This window comes from Micromonospora trifolii (assembly GCF_050516465.1).
Lineage (GTDB): Bacteria > Actinomycetota > Actinomycetes > Mycobacteriales > Micromonosporaceae > Micromonospora > Micromonospora trifolii.
Genome location: NZ_CP191526.1, coordinates 5,012,880 through 5,031,307, shown reverse-complemented (window position 1 = coordinate 5,031,307; position 18,428 = coordinate 5,012,880). Strand labels below are relative to the sequence as shown.

Genomic DNA, 18,428 nt, shown 5'->3' with positions numbered 1-18,428 from the left:
GGCGCATCCGGCGGGTGACCCGCGACCGGTCGGTACGCTCTGCGGCATGAGACGTCGTGGCCTGACGGTCCTGCTCGGTGCCCTGTTCACCGCCCTGCTGAGCATCGGGGTGCTCCGGGTGCCGATTCCGTACGTGGTGCTGGGCCCGGGGCCGACGGTCAACACCCTCGGTACTACCGACGGCAAGGAGGTCATCCAGGTCTCCGGTCGGGAGACCTCGACCTCGGCCGGTCAGTTGCGGTTGACCACGGTGGGGGTGCAGCCCACGGTTCGGCTGCGGGGGGCGATCGCGGGCTGGTTCTCCGACGACGAGGCGGTGGTGCCGCGTGAGCTGGTCTACCCGCCGGGGGAGTCGACGGAGCAGGTCGAGCAGCGCAACGCCGAGGACTTCAAGGCGTCGCAGACCAGCGCGGAGACCGCCGCGCTGCGGGAGCTGGGCTTTCCGGTGCAGGTGGTGATCAAGACGGTGGCCGGGGACGGCCCGGCGGCTGGAGCGCTGAAGGCCGGCGATCTGATCACGTCGGTCGACGGCCAGCCGGTGCCGGTGGCCGCGAAGGTCACCGAGCTGGTCCGGGCCAAGCCGGCGGGCACGGCGTTGACCATCGGCTACACCCGTGACGGCGTGCCGGCCACCGCGACGGTGACCAGTCAGGAGCAGGACGGCCGACCGCGAATCGGTGTCGAGATCGATCAGCAGCAGCCGCACCCGTTCACGCTCGGCATCGACCTGGGGGACATCGGTGGGCCGAGCGCCGGTCTGATGTTCGCTCTGGGGATCGTGGACAAGTTGACCCCGGCCGACCTCACCGGCGGCCAGGTCATCGCCGGCACCGGCACCATCGACGACGAGGGCGCCGTCGGCCCGATCGGCGGGATCGCCCAGAAGCTGGTCGGCGCCAAGCGCGCCGGGGCGAAGGTCTTCCTGGTGCCGGCGGACAACTGCGCCGAGGCGGTCCTCAATCCGCAGCCCGATCTGCCGCTGTTGCGGGTGGGCTCGTTGGACGAGGCGATGACCGCTCTGGAGACGTTGCGCGCGGGTGGTCAGCCGACGCGTTGCTGACCGGTGTGACCGTGCCCCGACACGCTCAGGAACAACCCGTACTCTGGGTGCCTGGTCGGTGCCGATCATATCGAGCGTGCGGAGCCAACAGTGGTCATGCGTAGCAGCAGCCCCCTCCCGAGGATGAGCCGGCGCGGGCGCGTCACCATCGCGGTCCTGGTCGGGGTGTTCGTGCTCTTCACCCTGCTCGGCTGGGGTGTCCAGGCGTGGACCGACTGGCTCTGGTTCGACGAGGTCCGTTACACCGAGGTCTTCACCGGTGTCCTGCTCACCCGGTTGGTGCTCTTCCTCGCCATCGGCCTCGGCATGGCGGTGATCGTCGGTGGCAACCTGTGGCTGGCCTACCGGTTGCGCCCGCGACTGCGTCCGCACTCCGTGGAGCAGGCGACGCTGGAGCGCTACCGGATGGTGCTCAGCCCGCGTCTCGGCACCTGGATCTCGTTGACCGCCGCGGTGGTCGGTCTCTTCGCCGGTCTCTCCGCGCAGAACCGGTGGAACCAGTGGCTGCTCTTCCGCAACGGCGGTGACTTCGGCATCAAGGACCCGGAGTTCGGGGTCGACATCGGCTTCTACGTCTTCCAACTGCCGTTCTGGCGTTACCTGCTCGGGGTCGCCTTCACCGCGGTGGTGCTGGCCGTGATCGGCGCGCTGGCGGTGCACTACCTCTTCGGCGGGGTCCGTCTACAGGGCGTCGGTGACCGGATGAGCAACGCGGCCCGCGCGCACCTCAGCACCCTGGTCGCGGTCTTCGTGCTGTTGAAGGCGATCGCGTACGTGTTGGACCGGCGGGCCATGCTGCTGGAGTACAACGAGGGCGCCAAGTTGTACGGCGCCGGCTACGCCGACGTCAACGCGTTGCTGCCGGCGAAGGAGATCCTCGCCTACATCTCGATCGTGGTCGCCATCGCGATCCTGGTGTTCTCCAACGCCTGGATGCGGAACCTGGTCTGGCCGGGGATCTCGCTGGCGCTGCTCGGCGTGTCCGCGGTGGCCATCGGCGGCATCTACCCCTGGGCGGTGCAGACCTTCGAGGTCAAGCCGAGCGCCAAGGACAAGGAAGCGCCGTACATCCAGCGCAGCATCGACGCGACGCGGGCGGCGTTCGGGTTGGGGGCTACCGAGACGACCCCGTACGCGGCGAACAACCTCACCCCACCGGGGAACCTGGCCACCGACACGTCGGTGGTGTCGAACGTGCGGCTGCTCGACCCGCAGTTGGTCAGCGAGACGTACACCCAGCTCCAGCAGGTGCGTGGCTTCTACGACTTCGGTCCGAAGCTGGACATCGACCGGTACGGGGTGAACGGGAAGGTGACCGACTACGTGGTCGGCGTCCGGGAGATCAACTACGGTGAGCTGACCGACCAGCAGAACACCTGGATCAACCGGCACACCGTCTACACCCACGGGTACGGGCTGGTGGCCGCCCCGGGCAACCAGGTGGTCTGCGGCGGGCAGCCGTTCTTCGTCTCCGGCTTCCTCGGCGAGAAGACCCAGGAGGCGTGCTCCTCCCAGACCGAGCAGATCCCGGCCAAGCAGCCGCGCATCTACTACGGCGAGCGGATGGCCGACGACGACTACGCCATCGTCGGGCAGTCCGACCCGAACAAGAAGGCCGAGTTCGACAGGCCGGTCGGTGAGGGCGGCGGCGAGTCCTACACCTACACCGGTGAGGGCGGTGTGGAGATCGGCTCCTTCACCCGGCGACTGCTGTACGCCATCAAGGAGCAGGAGTCGAACTTCCTGCTCTCCGAGGCGGTCAACAAGGACTCCAAGCTGCTCTACGTGCGTAACCCGCGCGACCGGGTGGAGAAGGTAGCGCCGTTCCTCACCCTGGACGGTGACCCGTACCCGGCGGTGGTCGACGGTCGGGTGCAGTGGATCGTGGACGGCTACACCACGGCGGCCTCCTACCCGTACGCGGAGAAGGTCAACCTGCAGACCGAGACCACCGACGAGTTGACCAACCGGGGCACCTTCCAGCTCGCCCGGGAAGACGTCAACTACATGCGCAACTCGGTGAAGGCCACCGTCGACGCGTACGACGGCACGGTGAAGCTCTACGAGTACGACGACACCGACCCGGTGCTCAAGGCGTGGAACAAGGCGTTCGGTGGTGACCTGGTGCTGCCGAAGGCGGAGATCCCGGTCGAGCTGAGCGAGCACCTGCGCTACCCGGCGGACATGTTCAAGGTGCAGCGCAATCTGCTGACCAAGTTCCACGTGACGAACCCGGGTGACTTCTACTCCGCGCAGGACTTCTGGCAGGTGCCGAACGTGCCGGACGCTCCGGACAGCGGTCAGAAGCAGCCTCCGTACTACCTGTTCACCCAGTTCCCGGGGCAGGAGAGCCCTCGGTTCCAGCTCACCTCGGCGGTCACCCCGAACGGCCGGCAGAACCTCGCCGCGCTGATCTCCGGGTCGTACGTCGAGGGGAAGCCCCGGCTGGAGGTGCTGGAGTTGCCGGATCAGACCCGGATCTCCGGCCCGGTGCAGGTGCACCAGCAGATGACCAACAACGCGAACATCCGTCAGCAGCTCAACCTGCTCTCCAGCAACCAGGCGCAGGTCCAGTACGGCAACCTGCTCTCGTTGCCGTTCGCCGACGGGATGCTCTACGTCGAGCCGGTCTACGTGAAGAGCAACCAGCAGGACGCGTACCCGCTGTTGCAGAAGGTGCTGCTCTCGTACGGTGACGGCGGCTCCTTCGTGGCGCTCGCCGACAACATCAACGACGGCATCAAGCAGTTGGTCGAGCAGGGTAAGAAGGCCGGGCAGGGCACGTCGCCGCCGCCGACGACGGGGGGCAACCCGACGACCCCGAGTCCGACGCCGACGCCTTCGGGGACGGCGGCGCCAACGCCGACCCCGAGCGCCGGCACCCCACCGCCGACCGGTGACCTGGCTGCCGCCGCGGACCGGGTGCAGACCGCGATCACCGAGGTCCGGGCCGCGCAGACGTCGGGCGACTTCGAGCGGTACGGGCGTGCGCTGAAGGCCCTCGACGAGGCGCTCACCGCGTTCCAGCAGGCGCAGCAGGCCGCTGGTGCGCCGGGTGCCAGCCCGAGCGCCGGCGGCTGACCGGCCACCGCCGGGAGTACGTCTCGGAGCCCCCGTCGTCGGACCGCACCGGTCCGAACGGCGGGGGCTCCGCCGCGTCCGGAACTGGGCGCCTGTCACCTCGCCGACAGGCGCGGCTGGGCCGCAACCTGCGGCACCGGTCCACCGTCCTCAATTGCAACGGGGTGGATGAGGGGGAGCAGTTGTGAGGGACGGGCAAAGCTTCGATGACTTCTACCGCAGTACGACGCGGCGGATGATGCGGTACGGCTATGCGGTCGTCGGCGACTACAACGAGGCGCAGGACCTGGTGCAGGAGGCGTACGCCCGGGCCTGGCGGCAGTGGGGCAGGTTGTCGGCGCATCCGGCGCCAGAGGCGTGGCTGCGGTTGGTGGTGTCCCGGTTGGCGACCGACCGCTGGCGGCGGCTGCGCGGTCTGCGGGGCGCGTTGCGGTTGGCCGGGCCACCGCCGTCGGTGTCTCCGCCCAACGAGGACAGCGTGCTGCTGGTCCAGGCTCTGCGCCAGGTGCCGGCAACCCACCGGCGAGCCCTGGCGCTGCACTACCTGTTCGACATGCCGGTCGAGGAGATCGCCGTTGAGATCGGCGTACCCGTCGGCACTGTGAAGTCCTGGCTTTCCCGCGGCCGGGCCCGACTCGCCGCGTTGCTGCCCGATCTGGCTGTCGTGGAATTGGAGGCCACCGATGTCGCGTGAACTGTCCGAGCTGTACAGGTCCCTCGCCGCCGACGCTGACGCCCGCGATCTGGGCCTTCCTGACGTCCTCCGGCACCAGGCGGACCGGCGGGCCCGGCTCCGCGCGGCCGGGGGCACCCTCGCCGTGGGGCTGGTGGTGGTGGGCGTGGTGATCGGGGCCCAGGTGGTCGCCCCGCCGTCGGCGTCCGTACCCGCGCCGGCCGGCACGCCGACGCCGTCGGCGTCGCCGTCTCCGAGCGCGACTGGCGGTTCGCCATCGCCGTCCGTCCCGCCGACGACGCCCGGCCGCACTCCGAGTGCGACGGCAACGTCTCCGGGTGCCACCGGCACGCAGCAGCCGACGCCGACGCGCATCCCGGATCGGGCGTTCTTCACGCTCGCGCCGAGCAACGACAAGGGCATCGCGCCGGTGTTCCAGGACGTGGCCGCGCTGCCGGGCCTGTGCGGCGCACGCATCCCGAGCGAGGCGGTCGTGCACCGCCGAACTCGAGTCCTCATCTACAAGCTGCCCCAAACCCCCAAGGGGTACGTCCCGGACGGCAGCTACGCGCACTCCATCACGATCTACCGGGCCGGGCGCGCCGACGACGTGCTGAAGGAGTTGCGGCAGGCGGTGCGGGACTGCCCTGTGCAGAAACTACCGGGCGACGACACGCCGGGGGAGAGCAGGCAGCGGTTGATCCCCGACAGCGGGTTCGGCGACGAGTCGGTGCTGTTCGAGATGCGCCGCGCGGGTCAGGACGTCGAGGGCAACCCGAACGGTGCGGAAGTGGTTCGGCTGATCCGGGCGATCCGGGTCGGCGACGTGGTGACCATCCTCTGGGAGCAGGGCTGGGAGGGCACCTCCAGCCAGCGGGCGCAGGTCGACGCGGACGGTCGACGCGCGGTCGCCGCCATCCGGAGGTGGCTTGGCTGACCGGGACGTGCCGGACCGCTGTCCGGCGGATTCGGATGTCGTTTTGCGGGGCCCGGGGGTGGTGCGCTACGGTTAGCGAGCCGACGCGGGGTGGAGCAGCTCGGTAGCTCGCTGGGCTCATAACCCAGAGGTCGCAGGTTCAAATCCTGTCCCCGCTACAAGTTCGAAGCCCGTCTCCGGGTCACCGGAGGCGGGCTTTCGACTATCTGGCGTGGCGGGCAGCAGCGGTTGGTGACCCCCGCTGATCATCGCCGGAACGGGTGGGTTAGTCTTAACCAGTCGACGCGGGGTGGAGCAGCTCGGTAGCTCGCTGGGCTCATAACCCAGAGGTCGCAGGTTCAAATCCTGTCCCCGCTACCACTGAAGGTGATATGAGTCCGGCCCCCACAGTGTGGGGGCCGGACTTGTTTGGTGCCGCTGCGCAATGAGGGGCCCCGCAGGGGCCGGCACCTCGTCGGCGCCGACCCCCGGGCGGGTTCTACCGCAGGCCGAAGGCCCGGGTGACGGTCTGGGTGACGCCGCCACCGTTGCGCTGCTTCGCGGTGACCCGGATCGACACGAAGTCGGCCCGGTGCGGCGCGTTCAACGACGCCTGCCAGGTGCCCTTCTTCTCCCGCAGGTCCTGCCTCTGCCAGGTCGCCCCGTCGTCGTAGGAGATCTCCAGCTGGAGTGACGACACGGCGTCGCGGGCAGCGGTGCTGCCCACCACCACTGGCGTGATCGCGAAGTCGGTTCGACGCTTCGTCCGACCCGCGAAGTCCACATCCGTCCCGTAGTCCAGCTGGACCAGCGGGATGGCCTCCACCTCGGCGCTGCCGCCGGAGACGAAACTCCACTCGGTGTGCGTGGCGGTCGAGTACGGGCTGAACTCGGGCTTGCCAGTGGTATCGACGACCAGTCGGTACGGCAGCTTCTCCGGCGACAGGTCACCCGCGCCGACCTCCGGCCAGCCGTCGAACTGGGTCAGCTGCTTGTCGCCCTGATAGAACGTGGCGATCTGCGACATGCTGGCCCCGCCGCTGTGTGCGGCGCCCGCGTCACCGAACCCCTGGATGTAGGCGCTCATGGCGGTCTCACCACGGAACGGGATCTCGGTGCTGAGCAGCCGCGGCCGGGTGATGGGCCCGAACCAGCGGTCCTTCTGGACGCTGCCCGGCTGGTACGCGATGGCCTCGGTGTTGGACCGCGCCCAGTCGGCGACGTCGGCGTACTGCATCCACTTGATGCCGCCGCCCGCGGAGACCCAGTCGGTGCGCGGCCCCGGAGCGACCGGCTCGAACGGGAACGGGCGTGCCGCCGCGTACTCGTACGGCGGGAAGTCCATCCGCGTCTCGCTGGACTGCTTCCCCGGGGGCGGGGAGAAGGTGAGATCGATCCGGGCGAGGTCGCGCGGGTCGGTCTTGGCGGACGGGTCCTTCGGCACCCCGCCACTGTGGTAGTCCACCAGGTCGTACAGGTACTTCGCCCTGGGGTGGGCGACCACGGCCAGTCGTACCGGGATGCGGCCCGCTGCGGTGATCTTCTGGATCAACGCCTCGCCCTCGTCCATGGTCACCGAGGCCACCGGGATCGGTCCGGTCGTCACGGCGTCGGGGTTGCCGTACCAGTCGCTCTTGCGACCCGCGCGGTCGTTGACCACGACGAGCATCGCCGCACCGGCGGTGTGCGCCGCCGCTGCCTGGTCCGTGGGGGTCACCGAGTCGTTGCCGCGGACGACCACGGCCTTGCCACGGGCGGAGACGCCGGCGTAGTCGGCGGTGCCGCCGACGCCCGCGAAGACCGCGTCCAGGCGCGAGGTGCCGTCGGGCAGCGGTGGGGAACCGGGCTGCGCGAGCGGGTCGCTGAGGTGCCGGTCCTGGTAGCTGATCGCCAGCGGCGTCTGCTCGGCGCGGATCCGGGTGGTGAAGACGAAGCTGCCCTTCCGCACCTTGTCCCTGGTCGGCAGGGCCCACAGGCTGTCGTAGGCGGCGCCCGGCCAGAACGTCTCGCGGAGGGCGCTCCAGTCGGTGGGTGTCGGCTCGCTCGAGGTGAAGGAGCGGTAGACGTCGATTCTGCTGTTGACGATGGCGGTCGGCTGGGGTGTGGCCACCTTCACCTGGCGGGCCCGCGCGGCGTCGAGTTCCACGACCCGGTTGGTCGACAGGTCGACCTCGGGGGCGGTCAGCATCGCGAGCCCGAGGGAGCGGGGCCCGTGCAGACCCTCCACGTCCGCCGCCGTGACGACGGTGTAGGAGCCGGGCGCCAGGCGGGCGGCGAGCTTTCCGTCCGGCACCCACATGAAGGCGGAGCCGGTCTCGGCGTTGACGACCTCGACCTCGCCGCTCATGGGCCGGCCGGCGCGGTCCTTCAGGTGGATGGTGAGGTCGTACTTCTTGGACTCGACGGCGACCCCGACGGCCGTGTGCACCTCGCCGGCGGCGAAGCGGGCCGTGACCTGGGCGGAGTACCTGCCGGCGGGAAGGCCGGCCGGGGCCACCACGACGTCGACCGTCGCGCTGGCCCGAGCCGGCACCGTGACGCGGTCGGCGGTTGCCGTGAACGTCTGCGCGGGGGAGTTGCCGTGGTCGACGGAGAGCTCCAACGCGATCGGGCTGTCCGTGGTGTTGGTGTAGGTGATCGTCCGCTTGATCGGCTGTGGTGTGCTGCCCGGCGACCACGTGACGAGGCCGGCGTCCACCGACCCGGACGCGACGACCTGGTCCTGGTGGTAGGCGGCGGCGACGTTCAACCGACCGCTGCCGGCCTGGTAGGCGTCGTAGTCGGGCGTGCGGACGCTGGTGCTCATCAGCGCGTCCTTGAGCTGCCGCGCGCTCCACGTCGGGTGCTTCTGCACCAGCAGGGCGGCCGCCCCGGCGACGTGCGGCGCTGCCATCGAGGTGCCACTGTCGACGTAGTAGTAGCCCTCACCCCAGGGGATGTGCTGCGAGCGTGCCGCCAGCACGTCCACCCCGGGAGCGGTCATGTCCGGCTTGAGGGCCTCGTCGTTCATCCGGGGCCCGACGCTGGAGAAGCCCGCCAGGTGGTCGGAGGTGTCCACCGCGCCGATGGTCAGCGCGGCGTCCGCGGTGCCCGGCGCGCCGAGGGTGTACGGGTCTGGTCCGCTGTTGCCGGCGGCCACGACGAAGAGCGCACCCGTCTCGGCGGTCAGCTGGTTGACGGCCTGGCTCAGCGGGTCGTCCTGGGTGTGCCACGCGCTCACGCCGAGGCTCATGTTGATCACTTTGGCGTGCTCGGCCCGCGCCGCCCACTCCATGCCCGCGATGATCCCCGAGATGGATCCGCTGCCGTACTCGTCGAGGACCTTGCCGATCACCAGGTCGGCGTCGGGGGCCACGCCCCGTTCCTTGCCGCCGGAGGCAGCGCCCGTCCCGGCGACGGTGGAGGCGGTGTGGGTGCCGTGCCCGTTGCGGTCGATCACGTCCTGGCCGGTGATGAAGCTGCGGGAGGCCACCACCTGGTCGGCGAGATCCGGGTGGGTGGTGTCCACCCCGCTGTCCAGGACGGCGACCCGGACACCGCTGCCGGTGCCACCCGCGGCCCACGCCGCGGGCGCGCCGATCTGGGCGGTGGTGTCGGCCAGGGTGGCCTTCGCCTTGCCGTCGAGCCACACCTTGTCGACGCCGGCCGCGAAGGAGGGTGCCGGGGTGGCGGCGCTGCGGCCGGTCGGCGACTGTCCAGCGGTGAGGGCCGACCAGAAGTCCGCGGCCTGCGATCGGCGGGTGCGGATCGCCTCACCACGGACGGAGGGAAGCTCCAGCGTGGTCTGCGCGCCCGGCAGCGTGGTGCCGGTCCTGAGCTTCGCCGAACCCGGCGTGCGGGTGACGATCAGGGGGAGTTCGGCGGCCCGCGCGTCGTCGTAGCCCTGGGCGATGAGCTGGGTGACGTCGAACAGCTGCTTGTCGAGTCGACCGGTGGCGAGGTACGGCAACGCCTCGTCCGGGTAGACGTAGGTGTCCCGGCCCTCGGTGGAGATGCGTACGGAGCCGGTGGCGCCCGGGGCGCGCTTGATATCCACCGAGGGGGTTGCGCCGTGGACGCCCGGGGTCACCGTCACCCGGTCGCCGGTGATCAGCGTGACCGTGACCGGTGTGCGGTCCGCGTTGCCGCTCGGAGCGGGTCTCGTCGGCGGCGGTGTGGGCGGTGGGGCGCCGTGCGCCGTGGTGGGGGTGAGGAGTGCGGCGACGAGGGTGACGCCGACCGCTGCCGCCGCAGATCTTCGGGTGCGAGAGATCCGCGCACTGTCTACAGAGTTGAGCATGAGGCGAATCCGATCACCTCGAGAGATTCATGTAAAGATCATCATCTTTGCCGGGAGGTTGCGAGCGCGTTGCGCGCCGGCCGGAGAGATTCTGGATCATCCGGTCCCGTGATTCGGCGTGGACCGACGTGCCGAGGTTGCGCCCTTCGGCGAGAATGGGCACATGTCTTCATTCGCTAAGTGGTGGGGCCGCCTGAGCGCGGTCTTCGGTGCTGTCGTACTTGCGGTCTTCGTGCCCGTCGCGGCCTGGGCGTCCACGGGCACCGGCGAACTCGTGGTGGAGGCCGCCCGGCGGCGAAGCCGCAGTGGCTTCGGGGTGCTCCCGCTGCTCTGCTGCCTGGTGGTGGTCGCGATCGTCGTGTTCCTGGTGCTGCGTCTGATGCGCAACCGCCGGGGTGGCCCGCCGCGCTGAGCGGGCTCGAGGCTCGGCGGGTCACCAGCGGCCGGCTTTGTGCCGGCCGCCGGTGTTCACACCGCCAGGGCCGCGATGGCCTGGGACAGGAAGCGCGCGGTGGCCTCGCGGGTGCCGTCGCGCTTGACGCGGATGCGCTCGGCGGCGGTGACCAGCAGGGTGCGCACCTTGGCGTGCCCCTTTGGCGGCGGCGCCGGCGCCGGCCCGAGCAGGTCGGCGATGCTGGCGCCGAACTCGGCGGCACGCCGCTGGGCCGGGTCGGTGATGCTGCCCTCGGCGTAGCGGCGGACCGCGGCACTGGCGTTCAGCCCACGCTCGTGGCCGAGAACGGCGCCAACCTCACCATTGGTGGTCAGAAAGTTGATCACGTCGGCGACCGTGTCCGGGTGGCGGGTGCCCCGGAACGCCGCCCAGTACATCGACGCTCGTGCCCACTGTGCGCCCGGCGGGCCGGGAACGCCGACGATGCCCAACTCGGACTCGGTGAGTCGTTGTAGCTCCGGTAGCTGGTGCGACCAGGCGAAGGACGCCGCCGTCACCCCGCTCACCACCAGTTGCCGGGCCGGCTCGCCGCTGTCGGCCTGCTCGACCAGGGCCGCGCTCGGCGTGGCGCGGCCCCGGCGGGCCCGCTGCCACAACTCGAACCACGCGATCAGCTCGTCCGCGCCGAAGCCGAGCTGGTTGCCCCGGTAGAACTCGCCGCCCTGCGACCGCAGCCAGAGCCAGAGCGCCCGGTAGTCGCCCGACCCGTCCATGGTGCCGGCCACCCGACGGTCGCTGGCCTCGGTGACCTGCGTGGCCCAGGAGATGTAGTCGGCCCAGGTCATCCCGGCGCGCGGCTCCGGCATCTCCAGCTCCCGCAGCAGGTCCCGGTTGAACACCACGACGGCGTGGGTCTGCCCGGCGGCCACCGCCATCGTCCGCCCCTCCACCGTGCCGTAGCGGATCAGACCCTCCGGCAGGCCCCGAAGATCCAGGTGGCGGTCGGTGAGGTCGAGGATGACCTGACGTTGGGTGTACTCGGTCAGCATGGCGTCGTCGATCTGGATCAGGTCCGGTACGTTGCCGCCGCCCGCCTGGGTGGCCAGCCGGTCGTAGTAGCCGTCGGCGCCCTGCCAGGTGACCCGGAACGTGACCCGGGGGTTGCGATCCGAGTAGAGCCGCAGCGCCTTCTCGGTGAGCTCGGCCCGCTTGGTGCCACCCCACCAGAAGACCGACAGCTCGACGGGCCCGTCCTGGGTCGAGGTGGCGGCACCGTCGCTGCACCCCGCCAGCCCACCGGACGCGAGCAGAGGTGCGCCGAGCAGCGCGCCGAGCAGTCGGCGCCGGCCCGGGTCGGCACCGAGGGGGACGAGCGGGGGTCGAACAACGGGCACGGGGCTCTCCTGGACCTACGGGGGTGGCGGTCGGACCATTCACGCAGGCAGCGCACGAAGGTGTCAACGTCCGTCCGGTCACCCTCGGTCGGGTGGTCGAATCAGGCCCGCCCAATGTCGCGTGGTGTACTAGGGCGCGTGGAACTTCTGCACTCGGGCAAGGTCCGGGACGTCTACGCCGACGGCGACGACCTGATCCTGGTGGCCTCGGATCGCATCTCGATCTACGACGTGGCGCTGCCGACACCGATCCCGGACAAGGGTCGCCTCCTCACCGCGCTCTCGCTCTGGTGGTTCGAGCAGCTCGCCGACCTGGTGCCGAACCACGTCATCTCGGCCACCGACGTGCCCGCCGAGTTCGCCGGGCGGGCCATCCGCTGCCAGCGGCTGGACATGGTCCCGGTCGAGTGTGTCGCTCGCGGATACCTGACCGGTGGCGGCCTGCGGGAGTACGAGCAGACCGGCGCGGTCTCCGGCGTGCCACTGCCGCGAGGGCTCGGCGAGGCGTCGATCCTGCCTGAGCCGATCTTCACGCCGTCGAGCAAGGCCCCGATGGGTGAGCACGACGAGCCCATCACGTACGACGACGTGGTGGACAAGGTGGGTCAGGCCACCGCCGAGCGGCTCCGGCAGATCACCATCGACATCTACCGGCGCGGCGCCGAGCTGGCCGCCGACCGGGGCATCCTGGTCGCCGACACCAAGATCGAGCTGGGTTGGGCGCCGGACGGCACCCTGGTCCTCGCCGACGAGTTGCTCACCTCCGACTCGTCGCGGTTCTGGCCGGCCGAGTCGTACCAGCCGGGCCGGGTGCAGTTCTCCTACGACAAGCAGTACGTGCGGGACTGGGCCACCGGCAGCGGCTGGAACAAGCAGGCCCCCGCCCCGGACATGCCGGCCGAGGTGGTCGAGGCGACCCGGGCTCGCTACGTCGACGTCTACGAGAAGCTCACCGGCAACCACTGGGAGTGACCGCCGCAGCGGCGGTCACTCCACCCAGTCGAGGGTGCGCTGCACGGCCTTGCGCCACTGGCGCAGCTCCTTCTCGCGCAGGTCCGGGGCCATGGCCGGCTCCCACTGCGCATCGGAGCGCCACTGCGCCCGCAGGGTGGCCAGGTCCGGCCAGAAGTCGACCGCCAGACCGGCCGCGTACGCGGCGCCCAGGCAGGTGGTCTCGGTGATCCGGGAACGGACCACCGGCACGTCGAGCACATCGGCGAGGAACTGCATGAGCAGGCCGTTCGCAGTCATCCCGCCGTCCACCCGCAGACGGCGCAGCGCCACATCCGAGTCGGCGTTCATCGCGTCGACCACCTCGCGGGTCTGCCACGCCGACGCCTCCAGCACCGCACGCGCCAGGTGCCCCTTGGTGATGTAGCCGGTCAGACCGGCGATCACCCCGCGGGCGTCGCTGCGCCAGTGCGGAGCGAACAGCCCCGAGAACGCCGGCACCACGTAGCAGCCGCCGTTGTCGTCCACGGTGCGGGCCAACTCCTCCACCTCGGCGGCGGTGGAGATCAGCCCGAGGTTGTCCCGCAGCCACTGCACCAGCGAGCCGGTGACCGCGATGGCGCCTTCGAGGGCGTACGCCGGTGGTTGGTCCTTGATCCGGTAGGCGACCGTGGTGAGCAGGCCGTGCGTCGACGGGACCGGGCTGGCGCCGGTGTTGAGCAGCAGGAAACTGCCGGTGCCGTAGGTGCACTTCGCCTCACCCGGCTGGAAGCAGGTCTGCCCGAACAGGGCGGCCTGCTGGTCGCCGAGCGCACTGGCCACCGGCACCCCGGCGAGCACCCCGCTGGCAGTGCCGTACACCTCGGCGGAGCAGCGGATCTCCGGCAGCATCGCCGCCGGAACGCCCATCGCGTCCAGCAGCTCCGGGGCCCAGTCCAGGGTCGTGAGGTCCATCAGCATGGTCCGGCTGGCGTTTGTCACGTCGGTGACGTGCTCGCCGGTCAGCTTCCAGATCAGCCAGCTGTCCATGGTGCCGAAGAGCACCTCGCCGCGCTCGGCGCGCTCGCGCAGGCCGTCGACCTCGTCGAGCAGCCAGCGCAGCTTCGGCCCGGCGAAGTAGGTGGCCAGCGGCAGGCCCGTGCGGGCCCGGAACCGCTCCTCGCCGTACGCCGAGGCAAGCTCGCGCAGCAGCGGCCCGGTCCGGGTGTCCTGCCAGACGATGGCGTTGGCCACCGGGCGGCCGGTGGCCCGGTCCCAGACGACTGTGGTCTCCCGCTGGTTGGTGATGCCGACGGCGGCCAACCCCGACGTGTCGGTGCCGGCGGCCCGCAGCGCCTCGACGACCACCTGCTGGACGTTGTCCCAGATCTCCTCGGCGTCGTGCTCCACCCAACCCGGTCGGGGAAAGATCTGCCGGTGCTCGCGCTGGGCCACGGCGACGATGTCCCCGGCCCGGTCGAAGACGATGCACCGCGAGGAGGTGGTGCCCTGGTCGATGGCGGCGACGTACTGGGGAGTCACCGCAGCACCGTACCCGGACGGCGGCGCGGCGCGACAGGCGTCACGGCGGGTTCGGGCCCGCCGCCGTCGGCGGCCGTCGGCTTCCCCTACGATGTGCGAACGTGCGCGACATCGCAGTTTTCAGTGGAACCGCCCATCCCGACCTGGCTGCCGAGATCTGCGCCCACCTGGGGGTGCCGCTGCACCCGGTGCGGGTCTCCCGGTTCGCGAACGACTGTCTGGAAGTCCAGTTGCAGGCCAACTGCCGGGAGCGGGACGTCTTCCTGATCCAGCCGTTGGTGCCGCCGGTGCAGGAGCACCTGGTCGAGCTGCTGCTGATGATCGACGCCGCCCGGGGCGCCTCCGCCGGTCGGATCACTGTGGTGCTGCCGCACTACGCGTACGCCCGTTCGGACAAGAAGGACGCGCCACGGATCTCGATCGGCGCGCGGCTCGTCGCCGACCTGCTCACCTCGGCCGGAGCGGACCGGGTGCTCGCGATGACCCTGCACTCGCCGCAGGTGCACGGCTTCTTCAGCGTCCCGGTGGATCACCTGCACGCGCTGCGGGAGTTGGCCACCCACTTCCGGCGCTACGACCTCAGCAACACAGTGGTGGTCTCGCCCGACCTGGGCAACGCCAAGGAGGCCGCGGCGTTCGCCCGGCTGCTCGGCACGCCGGTCGCGGCCGGGGCGAAGCAGCGGTTCAGCGACGACCTGGTCAAGATCAGCGCGGTGATCGGCGACGTGGCCGACCGGGACGTCATCGTCCTGGACGACGAGATCGCCAAGGGCAGCACTGTGGTCGAGCTGATGGAGCATCTGCGCGGCCTGAAGGTCCGGTCGATCCGGCTCGCCTGCACGCACGGCCTCTTCTCCGGTGACGCGTTGCAGCGGCTCAGCGACCAGGACGGCGTCCTGGAGATCGTCTGCACCAACACGGTGCCCATCCCGGCCGCCAAGCGGGTTCCCAAGTTGCAGGTCCTGTCGGTGGCCCCCGCCCTGGCCGAGGCGACGCGCCGAATCCACAACGGAGAATCCGTCTCCGCCCTCTTCGCCTGACCCGCCCCCTTACCCGCGCGATCTTGCAGTTTGTGTCGCCTATGGGCGGGTTCGGGTGATTCGTCGGGACAGTAGTAAGTGCAAGATCGCGCGCGGCGGGGGTGCGGGCGGGGCGCGTGGGGCGGGGGGTTAGCGCGGGGTGTGGTTGTGGGTGGTTAGGCCCGTGGTGATGCGGACGGTGGTGCCGGCGGTGCCGGTCGCGACCTCCATCGCGTCGGTCAGCTCGCGGGCCAGCCAGAGGCCCCAGCCGCCGGCGGTGTCCGGGGCGGGTCGACTGCGGTCGCCCAGGCGCTGTGGGCTGATCCCGTGCCCGTGATCGGCGACCTCGCAGACCAGCACATCCGACTCGTGCCAGAGCCGCAGCCAACCGCGCCCGCCGCCGTGTCGCACCGCGTTGGTGATCAGTTCGTTGATCGCGAGCACGAAGTCGTCCAGCCGTTGGCCGCTGAGACCCGAGGCATGCGCGCAGGAGGTGACCGAGTGTCGAATCTCGGTCACCTGGGCCTGGTCAAAGGCTTCGGCGATCAGGAGGGCGGTTTCGATGGGCACAACCGTACGCGGTGCGTGCGGATCTGCGTTCGTCATGGGCCCGTCCCGGCGGCGCATCTCGGAGTATTTCGCGGCTTTTTCACCGTACGTCAGCGTTTCCCGAACCGCACTCGCTGCTCGCCGTGCGCCGGCCCGGTTATGGCATCCTGACCGCCATGCCGTCGCCGCCGGGTGGGTTCGAGGTGCCGCTGTGGCGTGCGCTCACCGTGTTCCGGCTGGCCTCCCTGGCGTACGTCTGCGCGCTCGCGGTGCGCGACGCCGACCGGTACGCCCACCCGTACGCCGTCGGCGCCCTGATCCTGCTGATGATCGCCTGGACCGGCGCGACCGCGATCGGGTACGCCCGACCGGCCTGGCGGCGCTGGCCGCTGCTTCTGGCCGACCTCGGGGTGGTCATGGCCATCGTGCTGGCCACCCCGTGGGTGGTCGGCCGGACGGCGCTCACCCACGGCGTACCCACCCTGGGGGTGGCCTGGATGGCCGGCCCGGTGCTGGCCTGGGCGGTCTCCGGCGGCCGGCGGCGGGGCACGGTCGCCGCGCTGCTGGTCGCCGGCGCGGACCTGGCCACCCGGGAGCGGATCGGCCAGTCCTCGTTCACCGGGGTGATCCTGATGCTGCTCGCCGGGGTGGTGGTCGGGCACGTGGCCCGGCTGGCGGCGAGCGCCGAGGAGCGGTTGCAGCGCGCGGTGGAGCTGGAGGCCGCCACCCGGGAGCGGGAGCGGCTGGCCCGGGACATTCACGACTCGGTGCTCCAGGTGCTGGCGCTGGTGCAGCGACGCGGTGCCGACCTGCCCGGCGAGGCCGGCGAGCTGGCCCGGCTGGCCGGCGAGCAGGAGGTTGCCCTGCGGGCGCTGATCGCCGGCGCCGGCCCGGCCGCCGCGAGCCTCCCGGACGGCGGCGAGGCGGTGGACCTGCGGACCCTGCTCGGCCGGTACGCCTCGGCGGCGGTCGCGCTCTCCGCCCCGGCCACCCCGGTGCCGCTGCCCCGACGGGTTGCCGGAGAGTTGGCCGCCGCGACCGGCGCGGCCCTGGACAACGTGGGGCGGCACGCCGGTGGGCGGGCCTGGGTGCTGATCGAGGACGAGGGGGCGACGGTGACCGTGTCGATTCGCGACGAGGGGCCGGGCATCCCGGACGGCCGGCTGGACGAGGCGGCCGCCCAGGGTCGGCTCGGCGTGACCCAGTCGATCCGGGGCCGGGTGGCCGACGTGGGCGGGACGGTGCGGATCATGTCCGCCCCCGAGGCGGGCACCGAGATCGAACTGAGCGTGCCGAGGTCACCGCGGTGAATCCGATCCGGGTGATGGTGGTGGACGACCATCCGATGTGGCGAGAGGGCGTGGCCCGCGACCTGACCGAGGCCGGTTTCCTGGTGGTGGCGACCAGCGGCGAGGGGCGACAGGCCATCCGGGTGGCCGCCGCCGCCCGGCCCGACGTCGTCGTCCTCGACCTGCAACTACCCGACATCTCCGGAGTCGAGGTGATCCTGGGGTTGCGCGCGGCACTGCCCGCCGTACGGGTGCTGATGCTCAGCGCCAGCGGCGAACAGCAGAGCGTGCTGGACGCGGTCAAGGCCGGGGCCACCGGTTACCTGGTGAAGTCCACCGCGCCCGCCGAGTTCCTGGAGGCGGTGCACCGCACCGCGGCCGGCGAGGCGGTCTTCACCCCCGGCCTGGCCGGGCTGGTGCTCGGCGAGTACCGGCGGCTGGCCGCCGGACCGGGGCGGGGGACCGGCCCGGCCGGCGCTGCCGAAACCGCGACGCCCCAGCTCACCGAACGGGAGACGGAGGTGCTGCGGCTGGTGGCGAAGGGGATGTCGTACAAGCAGATCGCCCAGCGGCTCGGCCTGTCGCACCGCACGGTGCAGAACCACGTGCAGAACACTCTGGGCAAGCTGCAACTGCACAACCGGGTCGAGCTGACCCGGTACGCCATCGAACGCGGCCTGGACGACTGAGCGGACGTCAGACCGAGCGCGGCGGCTCCGTCTCGTGGATGGCCAACTCCTCGGCGGTCGCTCCGCCCCCGGCCGATCCGGCGTCGTACGCCACCGAGTCGGTCTCCTGGTCGGTGTGCGACCCCTCGTCCGGTTCCACCAGCCGGCCCACCGTGGCGTCGGCCACCGTGCCGAGCTGACCGTGGTCGTAGAGGGAGACCGGTGAGTTCGGGTCCGAGGTCGGCCCGGGATCCATCACGTCGGCGTCCAGTTGAGCCTCTGCCGCGGCTTCCAGGTTGTCCGCCTCGAAGGCGATCTTCGGGTCGATGGTGCCGGCCAGCGGGTCGTCCGCCGGGCGCTCGTAGACCTCGCGGTCGAGCTTGTAGTCCAACGACTCACCGTCGAGCTGCTCCTCGGCGGTCGTTCCGAACCGGTCCACCGCCACCGGCGTCCGATCGCCAGGCAGTTGGGCCGGGTCCGGGCCGTCCGCCTCGCGCCCGGTGAGGACGTCGTCGTTGGCGGTCGAGTCGTCATCGGCGGTGTCGGGCAGCCCTTGCGCCTCGGTGTCGGACAGGGGGGTCGGGTACTCGTTGTCGCGCATGTCTGATCACTACCCGCTGCCCTGCCGCCATAA

The 18,428-nt window shown here is 71.0% G+C and carries 14 protein-coding genes and 2 tRNA genes; 11 read left to right on the top strand and 5 right to left on the bottom strand.

Translation table 11 applies throughout. The features are described from left to right. The first annotated feature begins 46 nt into the window (after positions 1-46). From ACQRWP_RS23295 to ACQRWP_RS23270, 6 genes are all read left to right on the top strand, one after another. The gene (locus ACQRWP_RS23295) at positions 47-1,060 is read left to right on the top strand and encodes a YlbL family protein (RefSeq protein ID WP_430497705.1); all 1,014 of its coding nucleotides are present in this window, start codon (positions 47-49) and stop codon (positions 1,058-1,060) included. Between the two features lie 96 nt (positions 1,061-1,156). Continuing rightward, a complete protein-coding gene (locus ACQRWP_RS23290; protein ID WP_430497703.1) occupies positions 1,157-4,141 on the top strand; it encodes a UPF0182 family protein in 2,985 nt (994 codons plus the stop codon). Positions 4,142-4,325: 184 nt separating this feature from the next. Beyond that, complete coding sequence (locus ACQRWP_RS23285) at positions 4,326-4,835, top strand: SigE family RNA polymerase sigma factor (RefSeq protein WP_425700642.1); 510 nt, start codon at positions 4,326-4,328, stop codon at positions 4,833-4,835. Then, the gene (locus ACQRWP_RS23280) at positions 4,825-5,751 is read left to right on the top strand and encodes a hypothetical protein (protein WP_430497701.1); all 927 of its coding nucleotides are present in this window, start codon (positions 4,825-4,827) and stop codon (positions 5,749-5,751) included. Before ACQRWP_RS23285 ends, ACQRWP_RS23280 begins: the two co-directional genes overlap by 11 nt. Before the next feature lie 84 nt (positions 5,752-5,835). Continuing rightward, a tRNA-Met gene (locus ACQRWP_RS23275) sits at positions 5,836-5,909 on the top strand. A 125-nt stretch (positions 5,910-6,034) separates the two neighbouring features. Then, positions 6,035-6,111: transfer RNA gene (locus ACQRWP_RS23270), tRNA-Met, on the top strand. A gap of 118 nt (positions 6,112-6,229) precedes the next feature. Here the strand turns inward: ACQRWP_RS23270 and ACQRWP_RS23265 are convergent. Beyond that, positions 6,230-10,009, bottom strand: a complete 3,780-nt coding sequence (locus ACQRWP_RS23265) for a S8 family serine peptidase (protein WP_430497699.1) — start codon at positions 10,007-10,009, stop codon at positions 6,230-6,232. 163 nt (positions 10,010-10,172) lie between these two features. On the opposite strand from ACQRWP_RS23265, the gene ACQRWP_RS23260 reads away from it, so the two are divergent. Next, entirely contained in the window at positions 10,173-10,421 is a 249-nt protein-coding gene (locus ACQRWP_RS23260; protein ID WP_430497697.1) for a hypothetical protein, read from the top strand. A gap of 56 nt (positions 10,422-10,477) precedes the next feature. On the opposite strand, the gene ACQRWP_RS23255 is transcribed toward ACQRWP_RS23260, so the two are convergent. Then, a complete protein-coding gene (locus ACQRWP_RS23255; protein ID WP_430497695.1) occupies positions 10,478-11,797 on the bottom strand; it encodes an ABC transporter substrate-binding protein in 1,320 nt (439 codons plus the stop codon). Between the two features lie 138 nt (positions 11,798-11,935). Between ACQRWP_RS23255 and ACQRWP_RS23250 the strand changes: the two genes are divergently transcribed. Beyond that, the gene (locus ACQRWP_RS23250; RefSeq protein WP_430497694.1) at positions 11,936-12,769 is read left to right on the top strand and encodes a phosphoribosylaminoimidazolesuccinocarboxamide synthase; all 834 of its coding nucleotides are present in this window, start codon (positions 11,936-11,938) and stop codon (positions 12,767-12,769) included. 15 nt (positions 12,770-12,784) lie between these two features. On the opposite strand, the gene glpK is transcribed toward ACQRWP_RS23250, so the two are convergent. Continuing rightward, complete coding sequence (gene glpK, locus ACQRWP_RS23245; RefSeq protein WP_430497692.1) at positions 12,785-14,269, bottom strand: glycerol kinase GlpK; 1,485 nt, start codon at positions 14,267-14,269, stop codon at positions 12,785-12,787. Between the two features lie 101 nt (positions 14,270-14,370). Between glpK and ACQRWP_RS23240 the strand changes: the two genes are divergently transcribed. Then, a complete protein-coding gene (locus tag ACQRWP_RS23240) occupies positions 14,371-15,309 on the top strand; it encodes a ribose-phosphate diphosphokinase (protein ID WP_112623539.1) in 939 nt (312 codons plus the stop codon). A 129-nt stretch (positions 15,310-15,438) separates the two neighbouring features. Here the strand turns inward: ACQRWP_RS23240 and ACQRWP_RS23235 are convergent, their stop codons facing one another. After that, complete coding sequence (locus tag ACQRWP_RS23235) at positions 15,439-15,894, bottom strand: ATP-binding protein (protein ID WP_430497690.1); 456 nt, start codon at positions 15,892-15,894, stop codon at positions 15,439-15,441. A 119-nt stretch (positions 15,895-16,013) separates the two neighbouring features. Between ACQRWP_RS23235 and macS the strand changes: the two genes are divergently transcribed. Next, the gene (gene macS / locus ACQRWP_RS23230; protein WP_430497688.1) at positions 16,014-17,147 is read left to right on the top strand and encodes a MacS family sensor histidine kinase; all 1,134 of its coding nucleotides are present in this window, start codon (positions 16,014-16,016) and stop codon (positions 17,145-17,147) included. A gap of 14 nt (positions 17,148-17,161) precedes the next feature. After that, entirely contained in the window at positions 17,162-17,815 is a 654-nt protein-coding gene (locus ACQRWP_RS23225) for a response regulator (protein WP_430503272.1), read from the top strand. A gap of 7 nt (positions 17,816-17,822) precedes the next feature. Here the strand turns inward: ACQRWP_RS23225 and ACQRWP_RS23220 are convergent, their stop codons facing one another. Then, the gene (locus tag ACQRWP_RS23220) at positions 17,823-18,395 is read right to left on the bottom strand and encodes a DUF5709 domain-containing protein (protein WP_091406114.1); all 573 of its coding nucleotides are present in this window, start codon (positions 18,393-18,395) and stop codon (positions 17,823-17,825) included. Positions 18,396-18,428: the final 33 nt, after the last annotated feature.

Coding starts and splice junctions, on each gene's coding strand:
- ACQRWP_RS23295 (WP_430497705.1), top strand. CDS start 47: ATGAGACGTCGTGGCCTGACGGTCCTGCTCGGTGCCCTGTTCACCGCC.
- ACQRWP_RS23290 (WP_430497703.1), top strand. CDS start 1,157: ATGCGTAGCAGCAGCCCCCTCCCGAGGATGAGCCGGCGCGGGCGCGTC.
- ACQRWP_RS23280 (WP_430497701.1), top strand. CDS start 4,825: ATGTCGCGTGAACTGTCCGAGCTGTACAGGTCCCTCGCCGCCGACGCT.
- ACQRWP_RS23265 (WP_430497699.1), bottom strand. CDS start 10,009: ATGCTCAACTCTGTAGACAGTGCGCGGATCTCTCGCACCCGAAGATCT.
- ACQRWP_RS23260 (WP_430497697.1), top strand. CDS start 10,173: ATGTCTTCATTCGCTAAGTGGTGGGGCCGCCTGAGCGCGGTCTTCGGT.
- ACQRWP_RS23235 (WP_430497690.1), bottom strand. CDS start 15,894: ATGACGAACGCAGATCCGCACGCACCGCGTACGGTTGTGCCCATCGAA.
- macS (WP_430497688.1), top strand. CDS start 16,014: ATGCCGTCGCCGCCGGGTGGGTTCGAGGTGCCGCTGTGGCGTGCGCTC.
- ACQRWP_RS23225 (WP_430503272.1), top strand. CDS start 17,162: ATGGTGGTGGACGACCATCCGATGTGGCGAGAGGGCGTGGCCCGCGAC.
- ACQRWP_RS23220 (WP_091406114.1), bottom strand. CDS start 18,395: ATGCGCGACAACGAGTACCCGACCCCCCTGTCCGACACCGAGGCGCAA.